This is a genomic window from Natronoarchaeum mannanilyticum (assembly GCF_039522665.1).
Classification (GTDB): domain Archaea; phylum Halobacteriota; class Halobacteria; order Halobacteriales; family Natronoarchaeaceae; genus Natronoarchaeum; species Natronoarchaeum mannanilyticum.
On the sequence record NZ_BAAADV010000007.1, the window covers coordinates 659,599 to 673,687 of the forward strand.

Sequence of the window (14,089 nt, forward strand, 5' to 3'; positions counted from 1 at the left end):
TTCGCTTAAACCCACCGATGACGCCGTCTCGGTTCGGCTATTCGGACCGTTCGTCCCCGGTCTCGGCGAGTTCGAGGACGGCGTCGGCGTCACCAGACGCGTCGATCGGGAGGAAGTCGGGGCGCTCGCCGTCCTCGAGGCCGACGGAGCGGAGCCGCTCGCGGTACTCCTCGGCGCGGAACCGATCCGAGAGCCGCGCGTTCGCGACGGTCACGAACAGGAACACGGCGATTCCCAGAAATCCCAGCCCGGCGACGCCGGTGATCATCGAGGTGCCCGGCTGGGCGCCGCCGACGGCCACGTAGTACACCGACGCGCCGAGTAGTCCCAGCCCCGCCAGCAACTGGGCGGCCGCGACGAACTGGAGCATCAGGTTCCCCCGCTCGTCGCTCTGCTCGGGGACCTCGTCGGGATGCGGTAGCAGGAAGTCGCCCTCCGGCGCCGGGTCGGGCTCGTACTCCGGCATCGAGCACAGCGCGACGGTCGGCTTGACGTCGCGGAGCACCGTTCCGGTTCCTTCGACCGTGCCGTCGGGGTAGATCAGCGCGTAGTCGGCGTCAGAATACGCCAACAGGAGTTCGTCCTCGCCGTCGCGCACGCGCTCGATCACCGCGAACACCTCCCGCTCGGTGACGCGCCGCTGCAGGTCCTGTTCGATGCGCGAGATCAGTTCCTCGCCGGTGACCCAGCTCTCGTCGTCGAACGCCGCCTCCCACTCGTCGACCGACATCTCGGCCATGTCCGCGGGGCCGAAGTCATCGAAGTCGTACTTCCGTTCGACCTGGGCGCGCAGTTCCTCGACGGACTGGCCCTCCGACTCCTCGGGATCGGCCGCATCGGGCTCCGACTCCTCGGGGTCGACCGCGTCGGACTCCGTCTCCGGTCGATCGTCGCCAACACGCTCGTCGGAGGACTCGCTCATTGGGCGTGAGTAGGAACGCCGCCCCCGTTAGCGTGACGGTTGGCGTCGAACAGTTGTGACGGCCGCCCGCAAAAGCGAGCGGGACGCTCGCGACCGTTCCCGCCGACCGGGAACGTTTCGCGTGCTTTAACCGCCGGTTGTCCTAACTCCCGACGATGGCCGAGATGCTCACCGCGGCGATCGTCGCGGTGCTCGTGACCGCGAGCTTCCCGCTGTACCTGTACGGCGCGTGGATCGTCATCGACGCCGAGACGGTGACGTGGGACGTGCTGATCCACCACCTCAAGTACATCGCGGTCGCGCTGGCGCTGACGACGGTCCCGATGGTGGCGTGGATGATCCCGCGCGCGTTCGACCAGTGGGGGCCGATGCTCGCGGTCCACATCTTCTTCGGGCTGCAGGCGTACGCGCTCCTGCTGGTCGCGCTGACGGGGATCGTCCGCATCTTCCAGGTGAAGTGGCAGTCGGACCTGTACCGGGATCCCGACGAGGACGTCGACATCAACGAACTCCACGAGCACATGAGCGCCTGGCGCTGGCGGCTCCGCATCGGCGTCTTTGGCTACCTGCTGTTCTGGCTGCTCGCGTACGTCGTCGGGATGGTCCGGTTCGCGTACGAGTACCTGGTGCTGGCGCGCTATCTCCCCTGAAAAAGGCGGCCCGGATCGTCAGCTCTCGAACGGCGGCTCGTCCCGGTGGTTGTCCGGGTTCTCCTGCTCGCGGGCGTCCTCCTCGTGGTCATCGGCCCAGTCGCGGGTCTCCTCGGCCTCCTGCTCGTCGGCGTCCTGCCGAGCCTCCTTCTCTTCCTCGGTCAGCTCCTCGTCGTCGCGAGCCTGCTGTGGTTTGCCATCCTCCTCGTCCTCCGCGTTTTCGAGATCCACGTCCGGTTCGTGCGGGTTCTCCTCGTCGACGTGCTCGGCCTCCCGCGGATCGTTGTCAGACATAGGTCTCCTCCGCATCAAGATGGGTCGTCCACGCCTAAAGGGACTGGGCCAATGGATCTTGGTCGACCGTCGCGGTCGCTCGACAGACCGAGATCGGCGGCCGTCGTCCGGACGCCGTTGACGCCGCTGCAGGATGCCACCGTTGCGGCTCCGGGATGCCACTGCGACACTGCGAGATGACGACGCTGCCGCTGCGGGATGCCGTCACTACCGCGGTAGAACGAGAGTCGGGCATCGAAACCGCGCCGCGATCAGGTCACCGAGCGCGAGCGAAAAGCGCCTACCAGGCCTCGCCGCTCGCGAGGTCGACGTCGCCGTCGCCCTTCTCCGAGGGGCAGATGTCGGCCAGCACGCAGTCGGCGCAGTCGGGGTTCCGCGCGGTGCAGGTCGCGCGCCCGTGGTCGATCAGGAGGTGAGTGTACTGCTGCCAGTGTTTCTCGGGGACGATCTCCATCAGGTCGGGCTCGATCGCCTCGGGGCGTTCCTCCTCGGTGAGGCCGAGCCGCCGCGAGATGCGCTGGACGTGCGTGTCGACGACGATCCCCTCGACGACGTCGTGGCCGTGCTGGAGGACGACGTTCGCGGTCTTGCGGCCGACCCCCTTGAGCTCGGTCAGTTCGTCCATGGTGTCGGGCACCTCGCCGCCGTGTTCCTCGACGATCGCGGTGCAGGAGCTTTTGATGTAGTCCGCTTTGCTATTGTAGTAGGTGATCGAGTTCAGGTCCTCGGCGAGCTCTTCCTCGTCGGCCTCGGCGTAGTCCTCGGCCCCGTCGTACTTCTCGAAGAGGTGCTCGGTTTCCTTGTTGACCCGCTCGTCGGTGCACTGCGCGGAGAGGATCACGGCGATCAGCAGCTCCAGCCGGCTGGAGTACCGCAGCGAGATGGTGCTGTCGGGGTACTCCTCCATCAGGCGATCGATTACTTCCTCCGCCTGCGCGTCGCGCGTGTCCAGCGGCGTTCCCATACCTGCGCATGCGACCGCGGTCGTTTCAGCCGTTCGGTTCCGGTGCGGACGACGGACAGGGGCGGCGTCCACGGGAGCCGGCAGACGCCCCGAATATCATCGGGGCCAGACCTACTTGAGTATCCGCCATACGAACGGCCAGACGACGCGACGCGGCGGCGGCCGTCGACGGAACGCCGTCGCACTCCGATAGCGGCTGCTCCGTGCGGACCGGCGGTCCGAAACCGCCGCTCCGTCGACGCTCGGGGCCCGTTAGCCGCGTTTTTCATCACCTGGGAACCGGTTTCGGGGTTTAGGTATCCAACCGTCCAACCTGTAGATGTGAGGTGACACAGATGGCAACCAACACTGAGCGCGCCGGGGGCGACCTGTTCGGCCGCGGGCTCGCGCTCGACGTCGACGGCGGATGGGGCGGCTACTGGATGGTAATGCTACGGCTGCTCACCGGCTACTGGATGTTCCACGCCGGGATCACGAAGCTGATGGAGGGCGGCCTGATGATGGACGCGACCGGCTGGATGCAGTACGCCACCGAGGGGACGCTGATCCACCCGATCACCAACTGGTTCGCCCAGAACGCCGCGTGGCTGCCGAACCTGATGATCCCGATGGGCGAGACGCTGATCGGGCTCGGCCTGCTGGTGGGCTGCCTGACCCGGCTGGCCGCGTTCTTCGGGACGTTCCTGATGGTGTTCTTCTACGTCGGGAACGCCGGGTTCGCCAACGGCCTGGTAAACGGCGACCTGATGGGTCTGCTGCTGTTCGTGACCCTGATCGTGTTCGCCGCGGGACGGGTCATGGGCATCGACGGCTGGCTCGTCGAGACCGAGTTCGCCGAGAACAACGCGTGGCTGCGCTACATGATCTAACACGACAATGACCGAAACCGAACTCACCACGGCCGACAGAATCGCCATGCTCGGCGGCGGTATCCCCATCCTGCTGGGGACCGTCGTGCTCGGACTGATCAACACGCTCGCCGACGCGCCGGCCGCGCCCGTCGTCGAGGAGGGCACGACCGTCGCGACGCCGCTGATCCCGGTCGATCTGCGGATCGGGCTGGTGCTGCTGGGGCTGCTGGTCTGGCTGGCCTACGCGCTGTACAAGCTCGGCCCCGCGACGACGCCCGACGGCGGCATCGATCGCGCCGACGCCCGACAGGCGCGGTGACGACCCGGTAGCGAGCAGCCGATCGACCGCGCACCTCCGACTGACGACGTACCTCGTTTTCCGCGCGCTGACGGAAGCCATCCGCCGCGGACCGGAACATCCGGCACATTTAAGCGCGAATCACTACGCCATGGTGGTATGAAAGCCACCGCGATGGCCCACCCGATCCAAGGGCTCGTGAAGTACCACGGCATGCGCGACGAGCAGATGCGGCTGCCCTACCACGACAGCATCAGCGTCTGCACGGCGCCGAGCCACACGAAGACGACCGTCGAGTTCGACTTCGACCGCGAGGAGGACGTCTACGTCGTCGACGGCGAGGAGCTGGAGGGACGGGCCGCCGAGCGCGTCGAGCGGGTCGTCGAGCACGTCCGCTCGCAGTCCGACGCCGCCCACTCGGTGTACGGCGTCCGCCTGGAGAGCGAGAACAGCTTCCCGACGAACGTCGGGCTGGGGTCGTCGGCGTCGGGATTCGCCGCGGCGGCGATGGCGCTGGCGAAGGCCGCCGAACTCGACTGGACGCGCCCCGAGATCTCGACGATCGCCCGGCGCGGGTCGGCGTCGGCCGCGCGGGCGGTGACCGGCGCGTACTCCCACCTCTACGCGGGCATGAACGACGAGGACTGCCGCTCAGAGCGCATCGAGACCGACCTCGAGGACGACATGAAGATCGTCGTCGGGCTCGTCCCGGCGTACAAGGAGACCGAGCAGGCTCATCAGGAAGCCGCGGACAGCCACATGTTCCAGGCCCGGATGGCCCACATGCACGAGCAGATCCAGTCGATGCGGGACTCGCTCCGCGAGGGCGACTTCGAGGACACGTTCGAGCTCGCCGAGCACGACTCGCTGTCGCTCGCGGCGACGACGATGACCGGCCCCGCCGGCTGGGTGTACTGGAAGCCCGCGACGCTGAAGATCTTCGACGCCGTCCGGAAGCTCCGCGACGAGGAGGGGATCCCGGCGTACTTCTCGACCGACACGGGCGCGAGCGTCTACGTCAATACGCCGGACGAGCACGCCGAGCGCGTCGCCGAGGTCGTCGAGAACTGCGGCGTCGAGACGGCGATCTGGGAAGTCGGCGGTCCGGCGCGGATCCTCGACGAGGACGAGGCGCTGTTCTGAGCGGCGGCGAGCGCGAGGTCGACCGATCGCTCCCGACGGCGTGGCACCGCCGTTCGCGACCCCCGTCGTACTTTTCTCCCGGCGTCGGCGTTCTACGCGATGCGGACGATCGAGTCGGCGATTGAGATCGACGCCCCGCCCGAGCGGGTCTGGGAGGAGCTGATCGACTTCGAGGAGTACGTCGAGTGGAACCCGTTTATCCCGCGGGCGAGCGGCGAGGCGCGCGTCGGCCACCGCCTGACGATCAAGATCGAACCGCCCGGCGCGAGAGAGTTCACCTTCACACCGAAAGTTACGGTCGTGGAGGAACCGCGGCGGCTCGCGTGGCTCGGTCGGGTCGGGCTCCCCCACCTGTTCGACGGACGTCACTCGTTTCACCTGGAGCCGCTGGCCGACGGCGAGCGGACCCGGTTCCGCCAGCACGAGGTGTTCGGGGGCGTCCTCGTGCCGCTCTTGCTCCGCGAAGGCGCGATCCAGCGCGGCTTCGACGCGATGAACGCGGCGCTGAAGCGCCGCGTCGAGCGCAAGGCGCCGGTGAAGGCCTGATCGGCGGCGGCCGGCACGACGAGACCCGAACCGCTCGCGGACAGGTTTTTCTCCGCAGCGCCGAACGGTGACGTATGCGAGTCCTCGTCCTCGGCGGCGGCTACGCCGGCGTCGCGCTCACCAGGCGCCTCGAAGACCGACTGCCGGACGACGTCGAGCTCCTGCTCGTCGACGACACCGGCGAGCACCTCGTCCAGCACGAGCTCCACCGCGCGATCCGGCGCCCCGCGATCGTCGACGAGATCTCGATCCCGCTGTCCGACGTGACCTACCGCGCCGACGTCGAGACCGCCGCGGTGACCGGGATCGACGCCGACGAGCGGGTCGTCAGCCTCGCGGACGGCGATCGGATCGAGTACGACGTCTGCGCGGTGTGTCTCGGCGCGGAGACGGCGGATTACGGGCTTCCGGGCGTCGCCGAGCACGGCCAGCCGCTCAAGCGCCTGCCCGACGCCGAGGCGATCCGGGCCGACTACCTCGACGCGCTGGAGCGGCCCGACGGCCGGATTATCGTGGGCGGCGCGGGGCTGTCGGGCGTGCAGGTCGCCGGCGAACTCGCCGCGCTCGCCCGGGAGGAACTCGGGAGCGTCGACGCCGGGCCCGAGCTCCTGCTGCTCGAACAGAAATCGGCCGTCGCGCCCGGGTTCGACGCCGCGTTTCAGGACGCCATCGAGCGGGCGCTGCGCGATCGGGGCGTCCGCGTCCGCACCGACGCCGTCGTCGAGAGCGCGAGCGAGGAGTCGGTCGCGCTGGCCGGCGGCGAGGAGCTCGCGTGCGAGCAGTTCGTCTGGACCGGCGGCATCGCCGGCCCCGCCGCGCTCGACGGCGAGCGTCCGAGCGTCCGGGGCGACCTGCGCATCGCCGAGCGGACGTTCGTGCTGGGCGACGCCGCGCGCGTCGTCGACGCCGACGGCGAGCCGGTACCAGCGAGCGCGCAGGCCGCGGTCCGGGAGGCCAGGGCCGTCGCCGAGAGCGTCGTCCGCCTCGTCGAGCACGAGCGCGAGCGTGAGAGCGGGGAGACGGGCGAAGCGCTGTTTCCGCCGCGAGCGGAGCAGTTCAGCTTCGACGCCGCCGGCTGGGTCGTCAGCGTCGGCGACGGCGCCGTGGCCCAGATCGGGCCGGCCGTGCTGACCGGGCGCGCCGCGAAAGCGGCGAAAGCGGGGACCGGCGGGGGGTATCTCGGTTCCGTCGGAGAGACCGACCGGGCGCTCGATCTGGTGTACGACGAGCTCGGCTGGACGACCGACCGGTGAGCGATCGGAGCTGGACGGCAACGGCTCGCTGCGGCGTCACGTCGGGACGCCGTAGGCGCCGATGCCCTCGATGCCGGGGATCAGCAGCGAGAGCACGATGAACACGACGACCACCGCGAGCCACGCGACCAGCGTGATCAGGATCGCCTCGATCCAGCCGCCGGGGTAGCGGCGGTTGACGATCCACAGGTACGCGATAAAGGCGAGGATGCCGCCGATCAGCGGGACGAAGAACTCGATGATCCCCCAGAGCAGCCCGCCGATCAGCGCCGTGCCGATCGCGTACGTGTAGTCCTCGACGTCGACGATCACCTTCGCGCCCACGTAGATGCCCAGGCCGCCGATCAGCAGGCTCACCACGAACACGACGATCGACGCGAGGATGGAGCCCTCGAACCCGCCGGCTTGCAGACTGACCACGGACGCGACGACAGAGTCGAGTACCATGCTCGGCCCTTCCGCGTCAGACCTGTTAGCTATACGTCGCCTATCGGCCGGGGGACTGTCGTAAGGGTGGGTTATCTCGGCACCCGGTTCGGGAATCGACGCAGCCGATTGATACCGTCAGTTGATATTTTTCGCGGACGAGACGCCGCTGCGAGCGGGCGGTCCCACCCCGGAGTCCGCCCAGCCGAACGGTCACTCGCCCTCTCCGGGCCGACGCCACGAGCCGACCGCGAACGTGTACGCGACCGCGCCGGCGAACGCCAGCGGGTAGTACACCCAGCGCGGCCAGCCCAGTCGCGTGACGACGCCGAGCAGCAGCACCACCCAGACCGCGATCGCGAGGACGTCGACGAGGATCCGGCGGCGGTTGGCCGCGAGAAAGCCGACGAGGCCGCGCGCCGCGCCGTCGTCGCCCGCCATCAGAAGCGGACGCCGTTGACCGCGGTCATCTGGTACGCGGCGGTCCCCCAGGTGAAGTTCTGTCCCGGCCACCACGTCCGGGCGTTGTTGAGCGCGCCGACGAGGACCCGCTCGTCCGGCCGCTCGGGATCGGGCCGGAAGTTGACCGAGCCGCTGTCGCCGTCGTCGAACGTCGACTCGCTGCCCCAGCGGAGCTGACCCCTCCGACACCGGTCGCCCGCGTAGCAGGTGACGCCGTCGACGCCGTGGATCTGCCCCTCGGTGAAGCCCGTCCGTGCGCCGACCTTCCGCAGCGGCTCGCCGCGCGCCGCGAGGTCTGCCAGGCCGATCCGGGTGAACTGTCCCGCGACGGTCGAGGGGCCGGGCGCCGCGACGGCGTTCGTCGGCCGCAGCTCGTCGGTCGGACGCGCCAGAACGAAGTCCTGCTTCGGGAACCGGTCGTCGACGCGGCCCGCCACCCGCTCGGACTCCTCGTCGACGTACACCAGCAACGATTTGTCGGAGTGTTCGTCCGATCCGTCGGACGACTGCTCCGACCCCTCCGAACCGTCGGACGATTCCTCAGACGTCTCGGCCGCCTCGTCAGTCTTCCCGAACAGGTGGTTCGACGTGACGAAGTAGCGCCGCCCGTCCTCGTCGAACAGCGAGGGCGAGAGCGTGCCGAGCGAGTCGCCGTGGCCGCAGGGGACGCCGCCGGGGACGTTCGGCAGGGGCAGCCGGTCGACGTATTCGATGGTTTCGTCCGCATTCGCGTCGCCCGGCGGATCGAGCCCTTCGACGACGTTGGTGACGAACTCGACGCTCCGGAGCAGTTCGGGGACCCCATCGGTCAGCACCGACTCGGCGTCGGGCAGCACGTCGACCGCGATCGACGCCATCGGCGCGTCGTAGCTCCCCGGCACGACTGCGCTCCCGAGCAGTCCCGGAACGTCGACGTCGACGAGCCGGTCGTGGACGTCGAACGCGCCGGCGACCGCGCGGTACCAGTCGCCAGGGACCGTCTTCGTCCGCGGGCGCAGCGTCGCCGGGTCGGCCGGGTCCTCGCGAGCGTACGCGTAGGTGATCGTGACGGCGTCGTCGCCGGCGGCGAGCACGTCGTCGATCGGCGACAGCGCCGCGATCCCCGTCGCCACGCTGCCGTTGACCGCGGCTCGCAGGAGCTGTCTCCGCGTTGTAACGCGGCCGTCGTCACTCGTCGTCGTGCGGTCGTCGCTCGTCGTCGTGCGGTCGTCGTCACTCACGGTCGGTCGCTCCGTATCGGAGTTCGGCGTCTCGGCTCGCCGAACCGATCGTTCGTGCGCGCGATCCCCCTGGTCCGCGTCGCCCTCTCTGCACGGCCACTCTGACCCCCGATACGCCGGACTACCACGCCCCCGCTCATCAACCTAGCAGCAAAATAGCTCGGGCCCGCTTCCGGAACGTTTAGCATCGCGACCCGGCGAGTGTATGGCATGGGCCTGTTCGATTCGCTGTTCCGGTCGAACGACGTCCTCGGCATCGCCGAGGAGACCCTGGAGTTCGCGCTGCAGGCCTCCGAAGACACCCACCCGAACGAGTACATGGGTATGCTGCGGGGGACCGAGGCGGGCGAGCTGGGGCTCGGCCGGGACGGGATGGTGATCACGGACGTGCTCGTCATCCCGGGCACCGAGTCGAACAGCGTCAGCGCGACGGTCAAGACGAACATGGTTCCCAACGACAGGCACTCGCTCGGGTCGGTTCACTCCCATCCCAACGGCGTCCTCCGGCCGAGCCAGGAGGACCTGGGGACGTTCAACCGCGGCGACGCTCACATCATCATCGGCGCGCCGTACGGCCGCGAGGACTGGCAGGCGTTCGACCCGCAGGGCGAGCCCCGCGAGCTGGAGGTGATCGACGTCGAGCTGCCGGACGCCGAGGAGTTCTTCCACTTCGACCAGCACGACATCGACGAGGAGCTGCGCGACGAGGAGTACGACGGAGGGCGAGGATGGTGACGGTCGTCGCGCAGGGGACGTTCGACATCCTGCATCCGGGCCACGTCCACTACCTGCGGGACGCCGCCGCGATGGGCGACCGGCTCGTCGTGATCGTCGCGCGGCGCGCGAACGTCACCCACAAGGAACCGCCGATCCTGCCCGATCGCCAGCGCGTCGCGATGGTCGACGCCCTGGAAATGGTCGACGTCGCCCGCATCGGCCACCCCGAGGACATCTTCGCGCCGATCGAGGAGATCGATCCCGACGTGATCGCGCTGGGCCACGACCAGCACCACGACGACGACGCCATCGCCGAGGAACTGGACCGGCGCGGCATCGACTGCGAGGTGCGCCGGGCGTCGGCGCGCGACCCCGAGTTCGAGGGGGAGTTGCTCTCGACGGGCCGGATCATCGACCGGATTCTCGAAGAGCGCGAGTAGGTTTCGCCGATTTTCGCGCCGTCAATCGAATATCCACAGCAGCGCCGCCAGCGCCGTCGCCGCGACGAGCGTCGCGCCGAGCAACCCGAACGCGACCCGGAAGTCGGCGGCCTCCGAGAGATACCCGACGATCGCCGGCGAGATCGCGCCGGCGCCCATCAACAGCGCGCGGACCGCGCCGAACCCGCCACCGGCCATCGAGTCGGGAACGATCGCCATCAGGTAGGCACCCCGGACCGGGCGAAACGCGTGGGAGCCGAGGCCGAGCGAGATCACCGCGGCGCCGATTCCGAGCGCCCCAACGGCACCCGACAGCGTCAACAGGGCGAGCAGCGACGCCGTCGACAGGGAGAGCGCGGCGACGATCACGGGCAGAGCGCCGAGGCGGTCGCTGGCCTCGCCCGAGACCATCTGGACGAGCGACACCGCGAACAGCGCGCTGTAGAGCGCGCCCGCGGTCGCCTCGCTCACGCCGGCTTCGGCGGTGAGATACAGCGGCAGGAACGCGACCAGCCCGTTGTACGTGAACGAAAAGAGGATCGTCACCGCGACGAACGCGGCGAACCGGCGGTCGCGGAACAGGCCGGCGTACCGTCGGATATCGTCGGGAAGCGCGGCGCCGTCGGCAGCATCCCCACCATCGGGGTTGGCACTCCCAGCAGCGGCGTCCCCCGCGTCGCCACGTTCCGCACCGGCATCCCCCGCGTCACCACGTTCCGCAGCGGCGTCCCCCGCGTCGCTCCCGAGACGCGTCGGCGTCCGCACCGCGAACAGCGCGGTCGCCGCGAGCCCGCAGCCGGCGGCGACCAGAAACAGCGTCCGCCAGCCGGCGCCGAACACGCCCGGCAGCCCCGCAAACAGGACCACGCCGGCCGGCGCGACGACGCCGCCGAACGTCCCGAACGTGTCGAAGATCCCCAGCGCGCGGCCCGTCCGGGCGGGGTAGGTCCGGGAGAGCAACTCGACGGCGACGGTCTTGTGGACGCCCGTCCCCGCGCCCATGACGACCATCGCGAGCACGAGAACGGCGAAGGGCGAATCGACGACCACCACGAGTGCGGCGCCGATCGCGACGAGCGCGCCGGCCGTGATCACGCGGACCGAGCCGAACCGATCTGCGAGTAGGCCAGCGGGAAACTGCATCGCTGCGTAGGCCAGCATGAACCCGGTGAAGGCGGTCCCGAGGGTGGCGTTCGAGACGCCGTAGACCGTCTGGAGCGAGCCGAACAGCGGCGGGAACGCATAGCGCAGGAACTTGGCGAGAAACCACAGCAGCGACGTCAGGACGAGAACGTCGAACCGACCGAGTCGGCGCAGCGACGGGAGGCGGGACATCGAGCGTAGGCGTGCCTCGTCGGCGAACCGGAAAAACCACACCGGTTCGCGGATCGACGGCGCCGGCCGGTCCTCGAACGGCGTCGATGCGGCGCGACGCCGCGGGTTGATCACGCCGGAGGTGCCAATTATCGGTACGGTGACTCAGGTACCGCCGCTCGGCTTGCTGGTCGTTCTGGTCGCGGTCGCGCTGGCGTCCGGCGTCGGCTGCACCACGATCGGGCCGGGCGGCATCTTCGCCACGATCGCACTGTACGCGCTGACGCCGCTGTCGTCCGCCGAGGTCGCCGGAACGGCCCACGTCACGTTCGTCGGCGTCGGGGTCGTGGGCGCCGTCGGCTACGCGCGGTCGGGAGAACTGCTCGGCGGAGAGGGCCGGGCGCTGGCGGCGATACTCAGCGCGACGAGCGTGCTTGGTGCGCTAGCCGGCGCTCGCCTGAACGCCGCCGTATCGCGGGAGCTGTTCGGCGTGCTGCTGGGCGGCGTCGCGGCCGCGACGGGCGCCACGCTGCTGTACCGCCAGCGTCGCGACCTCGAGCCGGTCGTGGCCGTCGACGCGCACCGCGGCCGCGACCGGCTCCTCCTCGGCGCGCTGGGCCTCGGGCTCGGCGCCGCGGCGGGGCTCGTCGGTGTCGGCGGACCGGTCCTCGCGGTGCCGGCGCTGGTCGTCCTCGGAACGCCCGTGCTGCTGGCCGTCGGCGTCGCGCAGGTGCAGGCCATCTTCATCTCCGGGTTCGCCGGACTCGGCTATCTCAGCTACGGCGCGGTCTCGCCGGTGTACGCGCTGATCGTCGGCGTCCCGCTCGCTATCGGAGCGATCGCCGGGTGGGTGATCGCCCACCGCGTCGATCCCGAGCGACTGAAAGCGGCCCTCGGCGTCGTGTTGCTCCCGGTCGGAGCGTACCTGATGGTGTAGCCCCCGAACCGGGGCGATCAGTCGTCGTCGGCCCGGATCTCCTCGGCGGTGAGCCGATCCATGTCGCGGCTCGCGATTCTGCGGACCTCGTCGGTGTCGAATCGCTCGCCGTCGTAGAGGAGACTCACCACGACGATCGTCAGTATCGCCGCGGCCGTCGCGGGAACGGCGGGTTCGACCCGCCCCTGTCCGAAGAACTCGGGGGATCCCAGGTAGAACTCCCAGATGACGAACACGACGCCGCCGACGACGAACGCGGGGAGGCCCGACTCGCGGACCGTCCCGTCCCACAGCATCATCACTAGCCCCGCGAACAGCACCGACATGATTCCCATGCCGAGGGTGTTGATCACGATGATCTCGATGCCGCTGAGCGCGATCAGGGCGGCGCCGACGCCGAAGCCGATGATCGTCAGCCGCGTGACGAGCACGAGGTGATCGTCGGAGAGTTCATCCTGGCCCCCGCGGAGCGGGAGGTAGAGATCGTTGATGAAACTCGTCGCGCCCGCCAGCAGAAACGAGTCCGCACCCGTGATGACCGACGAGACGGCGGCGGCCAGCAGCAGGCCGGCGACCGCGTCGGGGAGCGTGTTGGTGATCGTCCACGCGAACGCCATTCCCGACTCGATCTCGGCGCCCTGCGTGTTGGCGATCATCCCCGCGGTGGCGGTGAGGACGCCGTAACCGGTGATGACGGCGCCCGCGAGGAACGTCCCCATCATCGCGATCTTCCGGCTCCCCGCCGACCACGTGCGCTGGAGCATCTGTTGCTGGGCGCCCGCGACGGTGATGTACATCAGGTACCAGGTGCCGATCTGGATCAGTCCGACGCCGAACCAGTTCGTGTGGCCCTGGGGCGCCTCGGCGGTGATCGCTCCCACGCCGCCGACGTTCATCACCGCCGCCGGGATCGCGATCGCCATCCCCAGGATGATGATGACGCCGTGCAGCGTGTCGGTGTACGCGACGGTGTTCATCCCCCCGTACGCGGTCAGGCTGACGAACACGGCGACGCTCACCCAGAACGCGATCGAGAGGTCGACGTCCAGCACGACCGAGAGCACCGACGCCATACCGATGGTCTGGCCGGCCGTCAGCGCGACCTGGCCCATCACCGTGAACGCGCCGGCGAAGTACTTCGTGTACTCGCCGTACACCCGGCCGAGGAGCTCGGGGACGCTGACGACCTCGAACGTGTAGATGTACCCGATGAAGATCGTCATCGTCATCCACGCCAGCCCCTGGGTCATCGCGTACCACTGGGCGCTGATCCCCTCGATGAACGCCCGCTGGGCGATGCCCATCGTCAGTCCGCCGCCGGCGAACGTGGCGAAGTAGGTCATCATGTACACCGGCAGGCTCAGGTCCCGGCCGGCCAGCGTGAACTGCACGTACCCGTCGCCGGCGCCGCGGCCGTACCAGACGCCGACGATCAGCGTCAGCAGGAAGTAGCCGGCCATCGCGAGGATGAGCGGGTCTTGCAGGTCAACCATAGATCCACCTCGATCTCACGCAGTCCGCGGGCGAGTCCGACTCCGTTCCCAATCGATCGATGTGGCACCGCATAACGTGTTCAGATGTCGCATTTTTCGGCATAAATCACATTGACACGTATACTCTGATGCCGACAATTAGGAAACAGATAGCTATCT

17 protein-coding genes are annotated in these 14,089 nt (G+C 69.1%); 9 read left to right on the plus strand and 8 right to left on the minus strand.

All coding sequences use genetic code 11. From position 1 onward, the window contains the following. Nucleotides 1-37 precede the first annotated feature (37 nt). Nucleotides 38-922 carry a DUF7319 domain-containing protein gene (locus tag ABDZ81_RS16505; protein ID WP_343775215.1) on the minus strand — a complete coding sequence of 295 codons (885 nt, stop codon included), beginning with the start codon at nucleotides 920-922 and terminating at the stop codon, nucleotides 38-40. 155 nt (nucleotides 923-1,077) lie between these two features. Between ABDZ81_RS16505 and ABDZ81_RS16510 the strand changes: the two genes are divergently transcribed. After that, entirely contained in the window at nucleotides 1,078-1,572 is a 495-nt protein-coding gene (locus tag ABDZ81_RS16510) for a DUF7321 family protein (protein WP_343775216.1), read from the plus strand. Nucleotides 1,573-1,590: 18 nt separating this feature from the next. Here ABDZ81_RS16510 and ABDZ81_RS16515 read toward each other — a convergent pair whose 3' ends face one another. Together ABDZ81_RS16515 and nth are read right to left on the minus strand one after the other, a co-directional pair. Further along, nucleotides 1,591-1,866 carry a hypothetical protein gene (locus ABDZ81_RS16515; protein WP_343775217.1) on the minus strand — a complete coding sequence of 92 codons (276 nt, stop codon included), beginning with the start codon at nucleotides 1,864-1,866 and terminating at the stop codon, nucleotides 1,591-1,593. A gap of 280 nt (nucleotides 1,867-2,146) precedes the next feature. After that, nucleotides 2,147-2,830 (minus strand): endonuclease III, encoded by a 684-nt coding sequence (nth, locus tag ABDZ81_RS16520; protein ID WP_343775219.1) that lies wholly within the window; start codon nucleotides 2,828-2,830, stop codon nucleotides 2,147-2,149. Nucleotides 2,831-3,165: 335 nt separating this feature from the next. Here nth and ABDZ81_RS16525 point away from each other — a divergent pair, with 335 nt between their 5' ends. The 5 genes from ABDZ81_RS16525 to ABDZ81_RS16545 all read left to right on the plus strand — a co-directional run bounded on the left by ABDZ81_RS16525 (nucleotide 3,166) and on the right by ABDZ81_RS16545 (nucleotide 6,921). Then, nucleotides 3,166-3,699, plus strand: coding sequence for a DoxX family membrane protein (locus ABDZ81_RS16525; RefSeq protein ID WP_343775221.1), 534 nt, complete (start codon nucleotides 3,166-3,168; stop codon nucleotides 3,697-3,699). Between the two features lie 7 nt (nucleotides 3,700-3,706). Beyond that, a complete protein-coding gene (locus ABDZ81_RS16530; protein ID WP_343775223.1) occupies nucleotides 3,707-4,000 on the plus strand; it encodes a hypothetical protein in 294 nt (97 codons plus the stop codon). Between the two features lie 138 nt (nucleotides 4,001-4,138). Continuing rightward, nucleotides 4,139-5,122: a phosphomevalonate decarboxylase MvaD gene (gene mvaD, locus ABDZ81_RS16535; protein ID WP_343775225.1), complete on the plus strand. Its 984-nt coding sequence runs from the start codon at nucleotides 4,139-4,141 to the stop codon at nucleotides 5,120-5,122. A 99-nt stretch (nucleotides 5,123-5,221) separates the two neighbouring features. Beyond that, nucleotides 5,222-5,668, plus strand: coding sequence for an SRPBCC family protein (locus ABDZ81_RS16540; protein ID WP_343775227.1), 447 nt, complete (start codon nucleotides 5,222-5,224; stop codon nucleotides 5,666-5,668). A gap of 74 nt (nucleotides 5,669-5,742) precedes the next feature. Then, nucleotides 5,743-6,921: an NAD(P)/FAD-dependent oxidoreductase gene (locus ABDZ81_RS16545; protein WP_343775229.1), complete on the plus strand. Its 1,179-nt coding sequence runs from the start codon at nucleotides 5,743-5,745 to the stop codon at nucleotides 6,919-6,921. Nucleotides 6,922-6,957: 36 nt separating this feature from the next. Here the strand turns inward: ABDZ81_RS16545 and ABDZ81_RS16550 are convergent, their stop codons facing one another. The 3 genes from ABDZ81_RS16550 to ABDZ81_RS16560 form a co-directional block, all read right to left on the minus strand. After that, complete coding sequence (locus ABDZ81_RS16550; RefSeq protein WP_343775327.1) at nucleotides 6,958-7,305, minus strand: hypothetical protein; 348 nt, start codon at nucleotides 7,303-7,305, stop codon at nucleotides 6,958-6,960. 255 nt (nucleotides 7,306-7,560) lie between these two features. Beyond that, nucleotides 7,561-7,788, minus strand: coding sequence for a DUF8119 family protein (locus ABDZ81_RS16555; protein ID WP_343775231.1), 228 nt, complete (start codon nucleotides 7,786-7,788; stop codon nucleotides 7,561-7,563). Beyond that, nucleotides 7,788-9,029: a hypothetical protein gene (locus tag ABDZ81_RS16560; protein WP_343775232.1), complete on the minus strand. Its 1,242-nt coding sequence runs from the start codon at nucleotides 9,027-9,029 to the stop codon at nucleotides 7,788-7,790. Before ABDZ81_RS16560 ends, ABDZ81_RS16555 begins: the two co-directional genes overlap by 1 nt. 210 nt (nucleotides 9,030-9,239) lie before the next feature. Here ABDZ81_RS16560 and ABDZ81_RS16565 point away from each other — a divergent pair, with 210 nt between their 5' ends. Next, nucleotides 9,240-9,764: a Mov34/MPN/PAD-1 family protein gene (locus ABDZ81_RS16565; RefSeq protein WP_343775233.1), complete on the plus strand. Its 525-nt coding sequence runs from the start codon at nucleotides 9,240-9,242 to the stop codon at nucleotides 9,762-9,764. Next, nucleotides 9,758-10,186 (plus strand): FAD synthase family protein, encoded by a 429-nt coding sequence (locus ABDZ81_RS16570; protein ID WP_343775234.1) that lies wholly within the window; start codon nucleotides 9,758-9,760, stop codon nucleotides 10,184-10,186. The genes ABDZ81_RS16565 and ABDZ81_RS16570 overlap by 7 nt, the downstream gene beginning before the upstream one ends. Nucleotides 10,187-10,207: 21 nt before the next feature. Here the strand turns inward: ABDZ81_RS16570 and ABDZ81_RS16575 are convergent, their stop codons facing one another. After that, entirely contained in the window at nucleotides 10,208-11,521 is a 1,314-nt protein-coding gene (locus ABDZ81_RS16575; RefSeq protein ID WP_343775235.1) for an MFS transporter, read from the minus strand. 139 nt (nucleotides 11,522-11,660) lie between these two features. Here ABDZ81_RS16575 and ABDZ81_RS16580 point away from each other — a divergent pair, with 139 nt between their 5' ends. Then, complete coding sequence (locus ABDZ81_RS16580; RefSeq protein WP_343775236.1) at nucleotides 11,661-12,437, plus strand: sulfite exporter TauE/SafE family protein; 777 nt, start codon at nucleotides 11,661-11,663, stop codon at nucleotides 12,435-12,437. A 17-nt stretch (nucleotides 12,438-12,454) separates the two neighbouring features. On the opposite strand, the gene ABDZ81_RS16585 is transcribed toward ABDZ81_RS16580, so the two are convergent. Further along, complete coding sequence (locus ABDZ81_RS16585; protein WP_343775237.1) at nucleotides 12,455-13,930, minus strand: sodium:solute symporter family protein; 1,476 nt, start codon at nucleotides 13,928-13,930, stop codon at nucleotides 12,455-12,457. Nucleotides 13,931-14,089 lie beyond the last annotated feature (159 nt).

Excerpts from the sequence above, each read along its gene's own strand:
- ABDZ81_RS16505 (WP_343775215.1), bottom strand. The coding sequence starts at position 922 with ATGAGCGAGTCCTCCGACGAGCGTGTTGGCGACGATCGACCGGAGACG.
- ABDZ81_RS16510 (WP_343775216.1), top strand. The coding sequence starts at position 1,078 with ATGGCCGAGATGCTCACCGCGGCGATCGTCGCGGTGCTCGTGACCGCG.
- ABDZ81_RS16515 (WP_343775217.1), bottom strand. The coding sequence starts at position 1,866 with ATGTCTGACAACGATCCGCGGGAGGCCGAGCACGTCGACGAGGAGAAC.
- nth (WP_343775219.1), bottom strand. The coding sequence starts at position 2,830 with ATGGGAACGCCGCTGGACACGCGCGACGCGCAGGCGGAGGAAGTAATC.
- ABDZ81_RS16525 (WP_343775221.1), top strand. The coding sequence starts at position 3,166 with ATGGCAACCAACACTGAGCGCGCCGGGGGCGACCTGTTCGGCCGCGGG.
- ABDZ81_RS16530 (WP_343775223.1), top strand. The coding sequence starts at position 3,707 with ATGACCGAAACCGAACTCACCACGGCCGACAGAATCGCCATGCTCGGC.
- mvaD (WP_343775225.1), top strand. The coding sequence starts at position 4,139 with ATGAAAGCCACCGCGATGGCCCACCCGATCCAAGGGCTCGTGAAGTAC.
- ABDZ81_RS16540 (WP_343775227.1), top strand. The coding sequence starts at position 5,222 with ATGCGGACGATCGAGTCGGCGATTGAGATCGACGCCCCGCCCGAGCGG.
- ABDZ81_RS16545 (WP_343775229.1), top strand. The coding sequence starts at position 5,743 with ATGCGAGTCCTCGTCCTCGGCGGCGGCTACGCCGGCGTCGCGCTCACC.
- ABDZ81_RS16555 (WP_343775231.1), bottom strand. The coding sequence starts at position 7,788 with ATGGCGGGCGACGACGGCGCGGCGCGCGGCCTCGTCGGCTTTCTCGCG.
- ABDZ81_RS16565 (WP_343775233.1), top strand. The coding sequence starts at position 9,240 with ATGGGCCTGTTCGATTCGCTGTTCCGGTCGAACGACGTCCTCGGCATC.
- ABDZ81_RS16570 (WP_343775234.1), top strand. The coding sequence starts at position 9,758 with ATGGTGACGGTCGTCGCGCAGGGGACGTTCGACATCCTGCATCCGGGC.
- ABDZ81_RS16575 (WP_343775235.1), bottom strand. The coding sequence starts at position 11,521 with ATGTCCCGCCTCCCGTCGCTGCGCCGACTCGGTCGGTTCGACGTTCTC.
- ABDZ81_RS16585 (WP_343775237.1), bottom strand. The coding sequence starts at position 13,930 with ATGGTTGACCTGCAAGACCCGCTCATCCTCGCGATGGCCGGCTACTTC.